Source organism: Spirosoma migulaei (genome assembly GCF_054776855.1).
The window spans coordinates 292,817-309,170 of record NZ_BAAHBG010000027.1; the positions used below are offsets into that span (position 1 = coordinate 292,817).

At 48.5% G+C, this 16,354-nt stretch carries 12 protein-coding genes and 1 pseudogene; 4 read left to right on the forward strand and 9 right to left on the reverse strand.

Annotated elements, in window-relative coordinates; genetic code table 11:
• Nucleotides 1–14 precede the first annotated feature (14 nt).
• A complete protein-coding gene (locus tag ACYVGO_RS26130; RefSeq protein WP_460971796.1) occupies nucleotides 15–1,514 on the forward strand; it encodes a helix-turn-helix domain-containing protein in 1,500 nt (499 codons plus the stop codon).
• Between the two features lie 51 nt (nucleotides 1,515–1,565).
• Here the strand turns inward: ACYVGO_RS26130 and ACYVGO_RS26135 are convergent, their stop codons facing one another.
• The 4 genes from ACYVGO_RS26135 to ACYVGO_RS26150 form a co-directional block, all read right to left on the reverse strand.
• A complete protein-coding gene (locus tag ACYVGO_RS26135) occupies nucleotides 1,566–3,038 on the reverse strand; it encodes a TolC family protein (RefSeq protein WP_460971797.1) in 1,473 nt (490 codons plus the stop codon).
• Nucleotides 3,013–6,207, reverse strand: a complete 3,195-nt coding sequence (locus ACYVGO_RS26140) for an efflux RND transporter permease subunit (RefSeq protein ID WP_460971798.1) — start codon at nucleotides 6,205–6,207, stop codon at nucleotides 3,013–3,015. The genes ACYVGO_RS26135 and ACYVGO_RS26140 overlap by 26 nt, the downstream gene beginning before the upstream one ends.
• A gap of 101 nt (nucleotides 6,208–6,308) precedes the next feature.
• Nucleotides 6,309–7,448, reverse strand: a complete 1,140-nt coding sequence (locus ACYVGO_RS26145) for an efflux RND transporter periplasmic adaptor subunit (RefSeq protein ID WP_460971799.1) — start codon at nucleotides 7,446–7,448, stop codon at nucleotides 6,309–6,311.
• A gap of 154 nt (nucleotides 7,449–7,602) precedes the next feature.
• A complete protein-coding gene (locus tag ACYVGO_RS26150; RefSeq protein ID WP_460971800.1) occupies nucleotides 7,603–8,007 on the reverse strand; it encodes a hypothetical protein in 405 nt (134 codons plus the stop codon).
• 133 nt (nucleotides 8,008–8,140) lie between these two features.
• Between ACYVGO_RS26150 and ACYVGO_RS26155 the strand changes: the two genes are divergently transcribed.
• Together ACYVGO_RS26155 and ACYVGO_RS26160 are read left to right on the forward strand one after the other, a co-directional pair.
• Nucleotides 8,141–8,674 carry a GNAT family N-acetyltransferase gene (locus ACYVGO_RS26155; protein WP_460971801.1) on the forward strand — a complete coding sequence of 178 codons (534 nt, stop codon included), beginning with the start codon at nucleotides 8,141–8,143 and terminating at the stop codon, nucleotides 8,672–8,674.
• Nucleotides 8,675–8,808: 134 nt separating this feature from the next.
• A complete protein-coding gene (locus ACYVGO_RS26160; protein WP_460971802.1) occupies nucleotides 8,809–9,984 on the forward strand; it encodes an ATP-binding protein in 1,176 nt (391 codons plus the stop codon).
• Between the two features lie 24 nt (nucleotides 9,985–10,008).
• Here ACYVGO_RS26160 and ACYVGO_RS26165 read toward each other — a convergent pair whose 3' ends face one another.
• The gene (locus ACYVGO_RS26165; RefSeq protein ID WP_460971803.1) at nucleotides 10,009–11,064 is read right to left on the reverse strand and encodes an alpha-hydroxy acid oxidase; all 1,056 of its coding nucleotides are present in this window, start codon (nucleotides 11,062–11,064) and stop codon (nucleotides 10,009–10,011) included.
• 176 nt (nucleotides 11,065–11,240) lie between these two features.
• Complete coding sequence (locus ACYVGO_RS26170; RefSeq protein ID WP_142773046.1) at nucleotides 11,241–13,508, reverse strand: aconitate hydratase; 2,268 nt, start codon at nucleotides 13,506–13,508, stop codon at nucleotides 11,241–11,243.
• Nucleotides 13,509–13,830: 322 nt separating this feature from the next.
• Here ACYVGO_RS26170 and ACYVGO_RS26175 point away from each other — a divergent pair, with 322 nt between their 5' ends.
• Entirely contained in the window at nucleotides 13,831–14,301 is a 471-nt protein-coding gene (locus tag ACYVGO_RS26175; RefSeq protein ID WP_142773045.1) for a CHRD domain-containing protein, read from the forward strand.
• Between the two features lie 97 nt (nucleotides 14,302–14,398).
• Here ACYVGO_RS26175 and ACYVGO_RS26180 read toward each other — a convergent pair whose 3' ends face one another.
• From ACYVGO_RS26180 to ACYVGO_RS26190, 3 genes and pseudogenes are all read right to left on the reverse strand, one after another.
• Nucleotides 14,399–14,878, reverse strand: a complete 480-nt coding sequence (locus ACYVGO_RS26180) for an Hsp20/alpha crystallin family protein (protein WP_142773044.1) — start codon at nucleotides 14,876–14,878, stop codon at nucleotides 14,399–14,401.
• Between the two features lie 58 nt (nucleotides 14,879–14,936).
• A complete protein-coding gene (locus ACYVGO_RS26185) occupies nucleotides 14,937–15,200 on the reverse strand; it encodes a hypothetical protein (RefSeq protein WP_460971804.1) in 264 nt (87 codons plus the stop codon).
• Nucleotides 15,201–15,596: 396 nt separating this feature from the next.
• Nucleotides 15,597–16,354, reverse strand: a pseudogene (locus tag ACYVGO_RS26190) (hypothetical protein); the annotation flags it as partial.

Consider the following 16,354-nt stretch of genomic DNA (forward strand, 5'->3'; position numbering starts at 1 on the left):
CCTACTTCAATCCGTTGAACTTACCTGCCGATCATATACGCCTGTTATTTGGCCTAAAGCTACGCCAATTAAGACTAGACAAGGGCCTGTCTGTCAGTGAACTGGCGCAAAAATCAGGCTTATCAATTTCGTATGTGACTGAAATTGAAAAAGGTCGTAAATACCCCAAGGCAGATAAGATTTCAGCCTTAGCGAATGCAATGCAAGTCGATTATGACTCGCTTGTTTCGTTGAAATTGAGTAAAAAGTTAGAGCCTATTTCGGATCTGCTTCGCTCAAAATTCCTCACTGAGATTCCCCTCGAACTCTTTGGCATTGATCCCTCCGACCTGCTCGAACTACTAGCCGAAGCACCCGCCAAAGTCAGTGCCATGATTCGCACGTTTATGGATATTGCGTTAAGCTATAACATGAGCGTTGAGCGACTGTACCTGACCATGCTTCGGTCGTATCAGGAAATGCACGACAATTATTTCCCGGAGATCGAAGCAGAGGCCGACCAATTTCTGAGCGAGTTTGCCCCATCTGACCGACCCGTTGAAGAAGCTCTGTTGGTTAATCTGCTCAAAACCCGTTATGATGTTCGAATTGAACAGTTCGATACCCTTACTCATCCGGAATTGGTTTCGCTGCGATCAGTGTATCGGCCTGAACAGCATACCTTACACATGAATGTCGGGCTATCGGTCGAACAGCGAATATTCATTCTGGCCCGCGAAGTGGGCTTCCAGTTTTTGCATCTAAAAAATCGGCCCTATACCTATTCCTGGGTTGAAGCCGAGTCGTTTGAGCAGATCCTCAATAACTATAAAGCCTCCTATTTTGCTGGGGCGATCCTCATTCGGCGTGATGCGCTGGTGACTAAAGTAAGCCAGCTGTTTGCCCGCGAAACCTGGAGCAGTGAGGATTTTCTTCAACTCATCTCCGATTTCGGGGCTACGCCCGAACGCTTCTTTTACCGATTGAGTAATGTGTTACCAAGCCATTTCGGGATAGATCAACTATTCTTTTACCGATTCAATCACGTACCCGGCCAAACTACGTTTAAGTTAACCAAAGAGATGCACCTTTCCCGGCAACAGGGGCCGCGTGGTATTGTGGATGAACATTTCTGTCGTCGGTGGATTGCGTGGACAATTTTGCAGGAGCTTCAGTTTTTGCAGCAAAACAAAGGTTTTGATGGTACGCTTTGCCACGCACAGCTCTCAGAATACGCTGATTCTGGCTCCCAGTACCTGATCATTTCGGTTGCTCACCCATTTCAGCCCGAGTTTCAGCAGAATATGAGCGTTTCGATGTGCTTTGCGGTGAACGACACCTTGAAAAGCAAAATGAAGTTTCTGAACGCACCTAACGGTGTGGCATCCCTGACCGATATTCCTTTTCGGGTTGTCAATCAAACCTGCGAGCGCTGCGGTATTTTCGATTGTCGCGAGCGCGTAGCAGCGCCAACTGTACTGCAAAAAAAGCGTCAGTTCGAGGCCACCAAAAAGGCCATGGAAAAGCTGAAGTGATGTAGGATATAAAGTGATCTTATCCATACATCACATATAATACATCCTACATCATTTTGCTCTTCCGCCCAACGCTCTGTACAAACTAACTAATTCCAGAAACTGCGCCCGTTTTGTGGTAATCAATGCTAACTCCGCTTCGAGCACATTTCGCTGGGCCGTTATGACCTCCAGATAGGTTGCATACCCATTAGCAAATAATTCGTTCGATGTGGTAGCCGCCTGCCGAAGTACAGCTACCTCCTCTTGCTGAAAACCAGCCACATTCCGGTAGTTTTCCAGACCCTTCAGATTGCTCACTACTTCTGAAACACCGGTTAAAATTGCCCGTTGGTAGGCATAATACGCTTCACGGCTCTGGGCCGTCGTAATGGCTAGATTCCCCTTTAGCTGTTGTCGGTTGATGACTGGAGCGGCTAATCCACCCAGAATGCCTAAAGCCAGCGACTGTGGATTTAGCAGTACATTGGGCCGAAAGGCATTGAAACCTAAATACGGAGCCAGGTTGAGTGAGGGTAAAAATTCAGCTCGTGCCACGGCTACGTCTATGTGAAAGGCTTCCAGCTCACGCTCCGCCTGACGAATATCGGGACGACGATACACTAACTGCGCAGGCAAACCCGCCGACACAGTTGCAGGCAATGACTGCTTTTCGATCGATGCCCCACGCGCTACTGTCTGTGGATAGCGGCCCAGCAGCACGTTCAGTTGGTTTTCCGTTTCTACGACCTCCTGCTTTACCCGGCCTTCCAGTCCCCGCGTATTAAGAAGTTGAGCACGAAATTGCTGAACAGCAAGTTCTGTTACCCGTCCTGCAGCTTTCTGAACTTCGACTAGCTCAAGCGCTTTCTGCTGTAGCTCAACGTTCTCGACAATGATTTCCAACTCCGCATCCAAGGCCAGTAATGAGTAATATAATCGGGCCACATCGGCAGTAAGTACCGTTGCCACCAGATTTTGCCCTTCCTGTGAAGCTAGTACGCGTGTATAAGCCGCTCGTCGGCGGTTACGGAGCTTCCCCCAAATATCAACCTCCCATGAGCTACGCAGCCCCACAAAGTAATCGGGGGTTGGGTTCGGGATTCGGCTCGATCCGGAAACGTTACCCGACAGATTCGTGTCGTAATTACCCACGCCATTGAGTGTGTAGCGACCATACCGCTCTACCCCTGCCGTAGCCACAGCATCGACACGGGGGCGCAATGCGCCCTGGCTAATTCCGTAGTTTGCCTGAGCCATCTCGATACGTTGAAACGCAATCTTCAGATCAGGATTGCGAGCCATGGCGGTGTCGATAAGTGCCACCAGATTCGGATCGGCAAATAAGTCCCTATGTGACCAATCCCCAATACTCACCGAATCCGCTCGCCCATCTGCACGTCCAACGTAAACCTTGGGCACCGACATTGCCGGTACAGATTCCGGGTTATGCTGAATCCGACAACTACCTAAACTACCGGCAACGATCAAACTCACTAAAAAAGAGAAGGGGTTACGGTTAAGATTCCTGAAAAATGGCACCATTGGTATTCGTTTTGGTGGATATAGATTCTGATTTCATATCATCAATTGGCGATTGCGTCCCGCCAAACCATTGGGCAAGTCGGGCGAATAGGACGTACAGGCCTGGGACCAGCACCAGTCCAAACACGGTTCCAATGAGCATTCCGCCTGCAGCCGCCGTGCCGATGGAACGGTTCCCCAATGCCCCTGCGCCTGAAGCGATACAAAGCGGAATGAGTCCAGCAACGAATGCCAGCGACGTCATGAGAATAGGCCTCAGGCGCGTTACGGCTCCCTCAATTGCTGCTTTCATGATCGGAAGTCCCTCCTGCTGGCGCTGATTGGCAAACTCTACGATCAAAATGGCGTTTTTACCAAGCAAACCAATGAGCATCACCAGCGAAACCTGGGCGTAAATGTTGTTTTGCAATCCCGCCAGTTGCAGGCATAAAAACGAGCCAAAAATTCCGGCAGGTAACGACAATAACACGGGAAGCGGAAGGAATAAACTCTCATACTGTGCTACCAGCAATAGATACACAAAGACCAGGCAGATTGAAAAGATAAAAATAGCCTGATCGCCCGACAGAATTTCTTCCCGCGACATACCAGACCAGGCAAACGAATATCCTTTAGGCAGCTGTTTGTCAGCCACTTCCTGTACCGTTCGCAGGGCATCACCACTGCTATAGCCGGGCGCTGGGTCGCCGTTGATAAGAGCCGATAAATACATGTTGTAGCGAGTAATCTGCTCGGGCCCGTACACTCGCTCCAGCCGAACAAAATTCGAATAGGGAACCATCTCTCCATCTTTGTTCTTGACTTTCAGATTCAGTACATCTTCAGGTTTGGCCCGATACTCGGGCGAAGCCTGCACCATCACCTTGTACATCTGCCCAAACCGGATAAAATTGGAGGCATAATAACTCCCCATCAGCGTTTGCAGCGTACTCATGGCATTGTCAATGGAGACACCTTTCTGTGCTGCCTTATCCTGGTCAACCTGTAGGAGATACTGCGGAAAACTGGGATCAAAACTCGTAAAGGCGTTACCTATTTCGGGCCGTTTTTTCAGCGCATCAATAAACGAATCCGTCACTTTCTTCGTCTTTTGCAGATCACCGGAACCCGATCGATCCAGAAGCCGTAACTCAAACCCGCTGGAGTTGCCGAAGCCCGGCACGGTAGGTGGTGGAAAAAACTGGATGCTGGCGTCCTGTACTGTTTGGGTTTTGTCTTCCAGCAGGGCAATGACCTCCTCCAGCGTCTGTTTCCGCTGGTCCCAGTTTTTCAGGTTGATCATGCCCATTCCGTAGGAAGCGCCAACGCCATCGGTCATTAAACTAAATCCTGCCAAAGTCGACACGTTTTCGACTGCATCCATCTTCGAAGCCACCTGCTGAATTTTATCCAGTACATCTTCCGTACGTTTCAGGGTTGCGCCAACGGGTGTGGTTACGCTTACGTAAATCATACCCTGATCCTCGGTTGGAATAAATCCACTTGGCAAAAATGACGCAACACCCCAGGTCCCCCCAACAAACAGCAAAAACATAGCTATGGTAACGGCACTTCGGCTAGCTACCCGTTTCAACAAGCGCTGGTAGCGGCCCGTCATTGCATCGAAGCCTCGGTTGAAACGATCAAAAAATCGGCCCAGTAATCCCGTAGGCGCATGATCGTGCGACGAACGAAGTAATAAGGCGCACAAGGCAGGTGTGAGGGTAACGGCGTTAATTCCCGAAATCACAATGGCCACGGCCAGCGTTAAGGAAAACTGCCGATAGAAAATACCAACCGGTCCGGACATGAACGCCACTGGCACAAACACAGCCGACATAACCAGCGTAATAGCCACCAGTGCTCCACTGATTTCTTTCATGGCTGCAAACGTAGCCGCTCTTGGTGCCAAATTTTCCTCCGCCATTTTCGCGTGTACGGCTTCAACGACAACAATGGCATTATCCACGACAATACCAATGGCCAGAACGAGCGCAAAGAGCGTAAGCAAATTGATTGAAAACCCAATTACACTCATAAACGCGAATGCCCCCACCAGCGCGACCGGCACGGCCAGCGCACAGATCAGCGTTGAACGCCAGTCCTGCAAAAACAGAAAAACGACCAGAAATACCAGCACAAACGCTTCGATCAGGGTTCGGATTACTTCGTGAATCGAGGCATCCAGAAACCGCGAGACGTCGTAGGCGAAGTTGTAGGTCATGCCGGGTGGAAAGTTGGTTTTCTTCAACTCCGCCATCCGCGCTTTTACATTGTTAATCACATCACTGGCGTTGGAGCCAGGTCGTTGTTTAAGCATAATGGATGCCGATGGCCGACCATCCGTTTTGGACAGCACATCGTAATCAAGCGAACCAAATTCGATCTCAGCGACATCTTTCAGGCGTAATATCGAGCCATTTGTTTCGGCCCGGAGTACCAGATTTTCGTATTGTTTAGGGTCGAAAAATTTACCGCTGTAGCGAAGAACATATTGCAGCATCTGCGGAGCGCGGTCGGCACTTTCGCCCGCTTTACCCGGAGCAGCCTCCACGTTTTGTGCCCGAATTGCACTGATAACTTCATCGGGCGACACCCCATAGGAAGTCATACGATCAGGTTTGAGCCATACCCGCATCGAGTACTCCCGCGAACCCATAATGTCGGCAAAACCAACGCCGTCGATCCGTTTCAACTCGGCTAATACGTTGATATCGGCGAAGTTGTAGATGAATTTCTCATCGGCACTCGGGTCATCGCTGAAGATATTGAGGTACAACAGCATACTGTTAACCTCTTTTTCGGTCGAGACACCCGCTTTAATTACTTCTTCGGGTAATTCGTCCAGTACGGTTGTCACCCGGTTCTGAACACTCATAGCCGCCAGATCGGGATCGGTACCCACATTGAAGAATACCTGGATCAACGTACTCCCATCATTACCTGATACAGAGTTCATATACACCATACCCGGCACCCCATTAATAGCTCGCTCCAGCGGCATAGCAACGGCTTTAGTGGCTACTTCGGCGTTAGCACCAGTATACTTGGCCGTTACGGTCACGGAGGGTGGTACAATGTCCGGGAATTGCGTTATGGGCAGACCCGTCAGCGCTAAAAAGCCCATCAACGTGATCAGCACTGAAATAACGGCCGATAGCAGCGGGCGTTTGATAAATAAATCGAACATGAGGAGAAAAATTTCCAGTTTTTGGTATTCGGTTTATGGTAGCTGACGCATAAATCTACGCGTCAGCTACCATAAACCGAATACCAAAAAGCGTATACTAATTATTGTTGAGCAAGCGTATTTTGCGAAGCCAATCTATCGGCGGAAACGGCTTCCGGAATGATCTGATCGCCATCGCGAATGTTTTGAATGCCTTCATAGACAACCCGATCACCCGCTTGCAGTCCCGACCGAACAATGTAGTTCTGACCAACCCGGGCCTGCGGCACGAAACTCCGCGACTTCACTTTATTGGCCTTATCAACTACATATACATAGTTTTTATCCTGCACCTCGAATACCGCTTTCTGCGGAACCAATAAAGCATCGCTTTCAATGCTGGGAATCCGAACTTTACCCGACGAACCGTGTTTCAGCATCTTGAGTGGGTTGGGAAACCGTGCCCGAAACGCAATGGTGCCGGATTCCTCTTCAAATACACTCTCCATCGTTTCGATCCGTCCTTTTTGCGGGTAAGGGGTCTCATCGGCCAGCATCATCTCTACTTCCTGCCCATTTTTACCCACCAGATCGCGGTGTTTTTTCAGAAACCCCAAGTATTCTTTCTCCGATACGTCGAAGTAGGCAAACACCTCGTGGATATCAGATACCTCCGTGAGCAGGGCCCCCTCTTCAATCAGACTGCCCATTTTGAAGGGAATGCGGTTAATAACGCCATCGAAAGGGGCCCGAATGTTGGCATGGGCGAGCCGAAGAGAGGCCGTTGATTGGGCCGATTGTGCCTCTTCGATCTGGGCTCGGGCGACATCCAGTTTAGCTTTCGCCAGTTCTAGCTCAGAGGGTGAGACAATTTTTTTATCGACCAGCAACTTTACCCGACCTACTTCAACTTCGGCTGTTTTCGCTCCGGCTTCGGCACTTCTCAGGCTAGCGCGGGCTTTATCCAATCCAACTTTGTATTCGGCTGCATTCAAACTAAACAGCAGTTGGCCCTGCCGAACGGTCTGTCCCTCATCGACATATATTTTTTCCAGAAAGCCCGACACCCTGGCGCGAATTTCCACGTTTCTGACAGCCTCCAGTGTCGTGACATAGTCCCGTTGCAGGGTTGTCGTCTGTCGGGACAACTTGACGACGGGTAAGGTGAGTTTCTCAGGCTCTTCCGTTTTCGTCTCGCGACTGGAACAGCCAACAACGAGTGCACTCATCAGAAGAGTTGTCCATCTGGTCCTGTTTTTCATAGAAAAATTGAGTTATAGGGAAACCTGGCAGAAGGATATAGTCTTATCTCTCCCGGCTAAGCGGTTTCCAGAAAATGAATTAATACGTTGTAGTTTGTCGGGGAATCGACTGCTAGCCAACCCGATAGAATCAAGCTGTCAGAACTAGCCTGCGTTAAGCCAGAACCTGAGGGGGCGGAGCTACAATTTCCTGCACATGGGCTGGAACGAACTCAGACCGAAACGGGACACTTGCCGTAAACAGGTACTGAACAGGAGCTAGTATAGGGGCAAAAACAAATAAGGGGTTGAAGTCGTAATCCTGCTCTAGTTCAGTCAATTCCGACTCATCATCCGGATCATCATGTTCGGGGAAGGCATTTTCCAGACCGAAGCATTCTTCCAGCAGTAGTTCACCGATACTCTCGATCTTATTGATCGACAGATCTTCATGATAGGCAACGGCACATCCAGTCAACAATACTGTATCACGAACATCAACGCTTAGATTGATGACGTGCAATGCCATCAGTAAGCATAGAAATCGGTAGATAAAGAAATTATATTGCCGTTTATTCATATCGTTCTGCACCAAATGTAATCCGGCGATTTCAAAAACTCAACTAATTATTTACCAGATAGTTGTAAAACTTGAATAAAGATAACACTATCCTGAATAGATTAAATTTTGATTAAAATTCAGCAATCTCTTTATGAATTTAGTACGAATAACGCGGCCACACTCGTATCTGGATGGCATTAAAATCTGGTATGAGGACTCATTCCCAATTAATGAACGCCGTGCTTTCAACGAGCTAATGGCGCTCCTCTCTTATCCAGATATGCACTTATGCGCGCTCGTCGATGCTGATCAACTCGTGGGTTTTATCATCTACTGGCAATGGGACACTATTCTCTTTGTCGAGCATTTTGGGATTGATCCGGCCCAGCGAGGAAAGCAGTTTGGCCAGCAGGCATTGGCGAAATTGCTGTCTCCTGCAAACGAGTATGTGATTCTGGAAGTCGAGCTGCCCGATAACGAACTGAGCCAGCGACGGGTTCGATTTTACGAGCGGCAAGGGCTTAGTCTGAATCCCTTTGATTACGTCCAACCACCCTATCAACCGGGTAAGGCCGCCGTGCCCATGCGATTAATGTCAATCCCGGCGATTCCTGATCAGGGCGAATTTGACCGATTCAGCCAGCTTATTAAGAAGCTGGTTTACGAGCGTTTTTACAAATTTTAACTGACAGAACAAAGCTATAGCCACTACGGCTATTCATAATTTTAAACAAAGCTAACCGTAGTGACTAAATCATTCATGCAACTATTCCCGTATTTTTTCTTTATTTTGATAAATTTACGGGAATAATTGCACGAATGATTCAACGAGAAATCGAAACGACCTTGGTCGACCAGCTTCATTTTCAGCCTGCGGTAGCCTTACTAGGACCACGTCAGGTTGGAAAAACCACGTTAGCCAAAGAAATTCAGACTCGGTTTGATAAACCTACTGTTTATTTTGACCTTGAATCCAGTCAGGATTGGCAAAAGTTCCAACAGGATAGTCGACTATTTTTAGAACGTCTACGGGACCAAACGGTTATTCTGGACGAAATCCAGCGATTACCCAACTTATTTCCAGATTTACGTGGGCTTATTGATGAGCACCGAGTGCCCGGTCGATTTATTCTGTTAGGATCAGCCTCACCAGAGTTACTGAAAAATACGTCGGAGTCATTAGCTGGTCGTATTTCTTACCTCGAAATGGCTCCCTTTTTTCTTCGGGAATTAGCCACGGATGATTATGTTACCCACTGGTTACGAGGAGGCTTCCCGAAATCTTATCTGGCGAGTACGCTTGCCGAACAACAAAATTGGTTTGAGAACTTTGTTCGCACCTATGTTGAACGTGACCTGCCACAGCTTGGCCTACGAGCCGAACCTATTCTGATGCGCAGATTACTTACTATGATTGCCAGTATGCAAAGCGGCTTATTGAACCAAAGTATGTTAGCAAATTCATTAGGCATTCGTAATACGGCAGTTAGTTCCTATCTGGATTTTCTGGAACAGGCATTTCTCATTCGGCGGTTAGCTCCTTATTTCACGAATATTGGTAAGCGCTTGACCAAATCGCCTAAAATTTATATCCGGGATAGTGGTATGCTCCATCATTTACTACGCATTTATGACGAGCCTACTTTATTGGGCCATTATGTAGCGGGGGGATCATGGGAAGGCTATGTACTGGAGCAAATTATTTCCTTACTCGATTTCCATCACCTGCCTTTCTTCTATCGAACTGCTGACGGTGCTGAACTTGATCTGGTTATTGAGTCTGGCTTGCAAATCAAATTAGCCGTTGAAATCAAATTAAGTAATGCACCTCAACTCACAAAAGGCACAACGGTTGCCCTGCAAGACTTAGGCAATCCACCTTTGTTAGTTGTAACTCCTTCGGCTGGTGATTACATCATGCGGGAGAATACCTATGTATGTAGTGTACAAACCCTGCCAGAACAACTTCGCCAGTTTGGCCTATTGAGTGGTTAGGATAAAGGGCGATTCTATTGGTAACTACAATTGTCTCCAAATCACCGATCGGTCGATGCTGGTCAGGGTGGTTCTGCCGGTTAAGGTCATTGCCAGTTCAAATTCAGTTCGGAGTATGTTCATCACTTTCGAGACGCCATCGGCTCCTCCACAGGCCAGTCCGAAGCATATAGGTTTCCCAACTAATACGGCATTGGCCCCATGTGCCAGTGCTTTCAACACATCGGTTCCTCGTCGGATGCCCCCATCCATGAGTAACGGCACTCGCTTGTTCACCTGATCGGCAATGCCGGGAAGCACGTCGATGGTTGCGGGTACTGTATCCAAATTGCGGCCACTGTGATTGGAGACTATGATTCCCGAGACGCCTGTCTGGATGGCCTGTTCCGCATCGGCAGGGTTTAAAATGCCTTTTAACAAAACCGGGATTTTAGCAAAAGACTGTAACCAGTCGATGTCGGCCCAGGTCAGTAGCTTTTTCTGATCGCCTAATCCATGCATATACGGTGCCTGTATTTCGTCGGGTAAACGAAAATTTGCGCGATCCTGCCGATTCCGTACGCCAGGGACTGGCGTATCGATGGTGATGCACAGCGCACGGCAGCCTACCGATTCGGCTTTCTGGACCAGATCTTTCACTAAGCTTCTATCGTCCTGAACATAGAGTTGAAACCACAACGGTTGAGTAGCTACGTTGGCGATTTCCTCCAGAGGAGTTGTTGTAAAGGAACTGACAACATACGTTGCCGAAGCGGCACCAGCGCCACGGGCCGTCGCCAGTTCACCTTCGGGATGCATGATTTTATGAAAGGCGGTTGGCGCAATGAGAATTGGATACGGAAGCTCATCGCCGAACAGAGTGATTCGCGTGTCCAGCTTACTAACGTCCTGAAGAAAGCTTGGGTTAAGTTTTAGGTTATCCAGCGACTCCCGATTCCATCGGACGGTCAATTCATCGGCGGCCCCACTGGCAACGTATTCGTACGCCATGTGTGTCATGACTCCCGCTGCCTGTTTTTCAAAGTCAAATAAGTTAATCAGGTCAGTTAAATCGGCAGGGGTGTTTGGAAGTGTATTCACTGGATTGATTTCAGAGTCACGTTGCTTGTTTATAACGAGCAAAGCTGATTTTCCCACTGAAATACCGATTTGTTGATGGCGCAAGGCTCCAGCCTTGCGCCATCAACAAATCGGCCCGGCTGATTGCGCAAGGCAATCGACCGGGCCGATTCGTTAACTAACTATGAACGTATTACTTACGCGTTTTGCTTCATCCGAATGATGTTCAGCGCAGCACCCGCTTTGAACCACTCGATCTGGCCTTCGTTGTAGGTATGATTGACAGGGAATTCATCTGTTGTGCCATCAGCATGGTGCAGAACGATTTCGAGCGGGCGGCCTGGGGCAAATTCCGTTAGGCCATCGATGTCGATCACGTCGTCTTCCTGAATCTTGTCGTAATCAGCAGGATTAGAGAATGTTAGGGCTAGCATACCCTGTTTTTTCAGGTTCGTTTCGTGAATCCGGGCGAATGAACGCACCAGAATAGCCCGAACACCCAGGAAGCGAGGCTCCATAGCTGCGTGCTCACGCGAAGATCCTTCGCCGTAGTTCTCGTCACCGACCACAATCGAGCCAATACCCGCAGCTTTGTAAGCCCGTTGTACGGCAGGCACTTCGCCATATTCACCCGTCAGTTGGTTTTTCACGGTGTTGGTCTTCTCGTTGTAGAAGTTCACCGCGCCAATCAGCATGTTGTTCGAGATATTATCGAGGTGACCACGGTATTTTAACCAAGGACCAGCCATCGAAATATGGTCGGTTGTACACTTGCCTTTGGCTTTAATTAACAATTTTAATCCCTTCAGATCGGTACCTTCCCAGGCAGCGAACGGAGCCAGGAGTTGCAGACGATCCGACGTTGGCGAAACGAGTACCTGTACACCCGAACCATCTTCGGCAGGTGCCTGATAACCAGCGTCATCAACGGCATAGCCTTTCAGCGGTTGCTCAATACCCTGTGGTTCATCAAGCATGACCTGCTCACCTGCTTCATTGGTCAGCGTATCGGTCATGGGGTTGAACGTCAGGTCACCGGCAATAACGAGCGCGGTCACAATTTCGGGCGAGGCCACAAAGGCGTGGGTGCTGGCGTTACCGTCATTGCGCTTCGCAAAGTTCCGGTTGAAGGACGTAATGATCGAGTTTTTACGGGTTGGGTCATCCATATGACGCGCCCACTGCCCGATACACGGACCACAGGCATTCGCCAGGACAACACCACCAATTTCTTCAAACGTATCTAAAAGTCCGTCACGTTCTGCCGTAAACCGAACCAGCTCAGAGCCAGGAGTTACGGTGAATTCTGCTTTGGTTTTCAGATTCTTAGCCGTTGCCTGAGCCGCTACCGAAGCCGAACGGGTCATATCTTCATAGCTGGAGTTGGTGCACGAGCCAATCAGACCAACGTCAAGTTTAACAGGCCAGTTATTTTCTTTAACGGCTTTGGCGAAGTTCGACAGTGGCCAGGCCAGATCGGGCGTGAATGGACCGTTGATATGTGGCTCAAGTGTATTCAGATCGATTTCGATCAATTGATCGTAGTAGGAAGCGGGATCAGCATATACCTCGTCATCCGCACGCAGGTCTGCCTTCACAGCGTCAGCAGCAGCGGCAATATCGGCCCGGCTGGTTGCTTTCAGGTAATTGGCCATTTTCTCGTCATAGGCGAAAATGGAGGTTGTAGCCCCAATTTCAGCACCCATGTTACAAATGGTACCTTTACCCGTTGCCGACAGACTTTCAGCTCCTTCGCCAAAGTATTCAACGATGCAGCCTGTTCCCCCTTTTACGGTCAGGATACCCGCTACACGAAGGATAACGTCTTTTGCCGATGCCCAGCCGCTTAGTTTGCCGGTCAGTTTTACACCAATCAATTTTGGCATTTTTAATTCCCAGGCCAGACCTGCCATCACGTCGCAGGCATCGGCTCCACCCACGCCAATGGCGATCATACCCAGACCACCCGCGTTGGGAGTGTGCGAGTCGGTACCGATCATCATACCACCTGGAAAAGCGTAGTTTTCGATCACTACCTGGTGAATAATGCCCGCGCCTGGCTTCCAGAAGCCAATTCCGTATTTATTGGAAATAGAGGCCAGGAAGTCATATACTTCTTTATTCTTATTTTTAGCAATGTCCAGATCCTGCACGGCCCCTACTTCAGCCTGAATCAGGTGGTCGCAGTGAACAGTGGAGGGAACAGCTACTTGTGGCCGACCTGCCTGCATAAATTGTAACAACGCCATTTGGGCCGTTGCATCCTGCATGGCTACCCGGTCAGGCGCAAAGTCCACATAGGCTTTTCCCCGCTCGAAGGCCTGGGTTGTTTCACCGCCAAAAAGGTGACTGTATAAAATCTTCTCCGACAAGGTCAGCGGTTTGCCCACTGCCTGCCGGGCGGCATCGACGCGTTTGCCGAGGTTAGCGTAAACGCGCTGAATCATGTCTAAATCAAAAGCCATAGCAAGTAGGATAACAGGTTACTGAAAGTATATTCTATAAAGACAACCATTGAACTCAGGAAATGAATTCCGGTTAGTGGACCAAAATTAGAAGATTCTGTCACGTTTTGGAAATATTATGATGTATTACCGCTTATGGGTGCAAAACCTCATCTGAAATGGCCATAAATAAAGCCATTTCCGCTGTTTATAGACAAGTATTGGCGTAAACTAACCACTTACTATTATCTTGGCGACTTAATTAGCGTCAACGCAACCCCATTGACGTATTTGCCGTACATACCTTTAAAGAACTAAATTGATTTAAAAAACGCGAACTGCTATGAAACTTCAGAACATTACCTATTCCATTTTAACGCTCCTTGCCTTAGGACTTCCTTTCCTGTCCTGTAGCAATAACGATGAAAACCCCACTATTACCTCAACCACAACCAAGCTTACTGCCACGTTAACCGGTGCAGCAGAGAAACCATCATCAACATCGTCTACGGCAACGGGTACATTTGCAGGCGTAATCGATGAATCAACCCGCGTTCTGAGCTATACAGTAAACTACACAGGGCCATTTACGGCTTCGTTAACAGCTGGACACCTGCACCGTATTACGAATACAACTGCATTAACGGGTGGGGTTGAAATACCTTTTACAAGTTTAACTAATCCGATTATCGGGACATTCCAGTTGGCGAATCAGAATCGGGTAGACAGTCTTAAAAATGGCTTCTACTATGCCAATTTACACACCACTACCTATCCCGCTGGTGAAATTCGGGGGGATATTAAGAAGCAATAATTCTCGAATGACGGCGATTAAAACAGCCTCGAATAGTATCAAAAAGGCCAGTACCGTAAAACGGACTGGCCTTTTTGCTATTCATTTCACCAGGCGGTTACGCCACAGTGATAGTCTGGGCTGGCTTATTAGTTGCCGGATTCTTGGGCAGAACTACTTTCAGGACACCATCGGCATAACTGGCCGTGATGTTTTCGGTAAGAACTTTATCATTGAGCCGGAACGACCGCTCGAACGACCGGTTACCATATTCCTGATAGGTATACTTACCCGTATCTGCTTGCTCATTGGCTTCCGATTGATCATTGCCCTGATAGGAAACCGTAAGCACATCGTCTTTTACGGTTAGTTTAACATTCTCTTTTACCAGAGCGGCTGCGAAGAGTGAGATGGTATACTCGGCGTCAGTCTCTTCAATATTGACGGGCACCTGGTGGAAGCCCCCCCCGTGACGGCCAAACATTGGTCCGCCCCAGAATCCGCCGAATTTACCGCGCCCCCAAGGGCCAAATTTACCCCGGCCCATTGGACCGCAACCACCTTTATGTTCTGATTGAAATGCGTGTTTATTATACATGGTTGTGCGTTTTAGTCTTGTGTTTACTGATTTGTTCTTGTTTGTTTACTGTTCCTGCTTAATTGATGGGGATAATCCGGTCATAACTACGACTACTTACCGGTAACCGGTAACCTGGATTGTCGATGGAAATAATGTCTGATGACTGCCAGCCACCGCGATCAAATCGTCCGAAGGTTCGACCTGCCAACCGGGCTCCCACTACCCGAACCAGTAAGAATGCCCCTAAACCAACCAGCAGGACTTTTAAAATAAGGGTTAATAGAAACAGGGCCAACCCAACTGCCAGCACAAGGCCAGCTACTCTCCAAATGATGTTCATGTTGTTTATTTATTAATGGTTTGCGAAAAGCTCAATTCACGAGGAAGTCAGTTGTGACGAAATAGACGGCCGATTTTTCGATACTCCTGGTTCCTGATTTGGGTCTTTGGTAGGGATGACGGTAAAGCCTGTGCTTTTACTTTAAAAATTCGTAAACTTTTTTTAGGTACAGTCAATTATCACCTGTTTTTCGCATCACCCAATCAGCTTTTTTATCTGTAAAAAACTAACTATCAACTACTTAATCTATATAAACAAAAAAAATAGCGAATTTGGTAGAACCAAAAAAACGACCGTTCAGGGGTCGTTTTTTTGGTTGGTCTCGTTTTTGATTCAATCCTGGCAAACGTTTCACTCTATTGGACAAACCGAAGCAAAACGGCGTACATACTTAGCTTAGTGATTGTCTAAAAAGACTGACGCACTGTCGTTCAGATACTGCAACTGCCCTGTCGTCTCAAAGCGAATACTACGGGACGTTGCGCCGTTTATACTCACCGTCACCACATGTCCGTTTTTGATCACGACATCATCACATACACTCGGCACTCGCCCACAACCCCAGGTACTGGCCGTGTGCCAACTTCCCGACGATATACTCTGGCAGCCTCCCCGGCTTATGATTATGTTATCAATTCGCAACTGATCTCGTGCGCCTGAGATGCCTACTCCTGTGTAGTAGTACTGCCATACGAGTTGAATATACGGCTTATTAAGCAGTGCCGCTGGCAGAGCCACTGGTCCGATTACCTGACTGTGGCCCGCTGTTGCATTACGAACGTATTCAACAGGATTATTAGCCCCGTCTGTCAAATCCGTAAAGGGGCCTGAATTACCAATTCGGTACCGGAGTCGAATGTTGTATTGGCGTGGGTTGGGTACAACGGTACCGCCAGTCCATTGCACAGTGGCTTCGGTCAGATTGGTGGTACGCAGTGCCAGTACCATACCACCCAACGCGGTTGCAACATAACCGGCTGGAGCGCTACCGGTATTGATAAAGGCGACTCCGTCTGTATTCAACCCATTTATACGTGTTGCGCTGGTTAGGTTGTAAGCTCCTTTCACCGTGTCGGCCAGCGCAAACGTAGCCGAAAGAGTCGGATCTTCCTGGTTCATGCTCACAAAATGCATGTTAGGCGAAGTCGGATCGT

Excerpts from the sequence above, each read along its gene's own strand:
- ACYVGO_RS26170 (WP_142773046.1), bottom strand. The coding sequence starts at position 13,508 with ATGGCTTTTGATTTAGACATGATTCAGCGCGTTTACGCTAACCTCGGC.
- ACYVGO_RS26180 (WP_142773044.1), bottom strand. The coding sequence starts at position 14,878 with ATGTATAATAAACACGCATTTCAATCAGAACATAAAGGTGGTTGCGGT.
- ACYVGO_RS26185 (WP_460971804.1), bottom strand. The coding sequence starts at position 15,200 with ATGAACATCATTTGGAGAGTAGCTGGCCTTGTGCTGGCAGTTGGGTTG.
- ACYVGO_RS26175 (WP_142773045.1), top strand. The coding sequence starts at position 13,831 with ATGAAACTTCAGAACATTACCTATTCCATTTTAACGCTCCTTGCCTTA.
- ACYVGO_RS26150 (WP_460971800.1), bottom strand. The coding sequence starts at position 8,007 with ATGAATAAACGGCAATATAATTTCTTTATCTACCGATTTCTATGCTTA.
- ACYVGO_RS26140 (WP_460971798.1), bottom strand. The coding sequence starts at position 6,207 with ATGTTCGATTTATTTATCAAACGCCCGCTGCTATCGGCCGTTATTTCA.
- ACYVGO_RS26155 (WP_460971801.1), top strand. The coding sequence starts at position 8,141 with ATGAATTTAGTACGAATAACGCGGCCACACTCGTATCTGGATGGCATT.
- ACYVGO_RS26135 (WP_460971797.1), bottom strand. The coding sequence starts at position 3,038 with ATGGTGCCATTTTTCAGGAATCTTAACCGTAACCCCTTCTCTTTTTTA.
- ACYVGO_RS26145 (WP_460971799.1), bottom strand. The coding sequence starts at position 7,448 with ATGAAAAACAGGACCAGATGGACAACTCTTCTGATGAGTGCACTCGTT.
- ACYVGO_RS26160 (WP_460971802.1), top strand. The coding sequence starts at position 8,809 with ATGATTCAACGAGAAATCGAAACGACCTTGGTCGACCAGCTTCATTTT.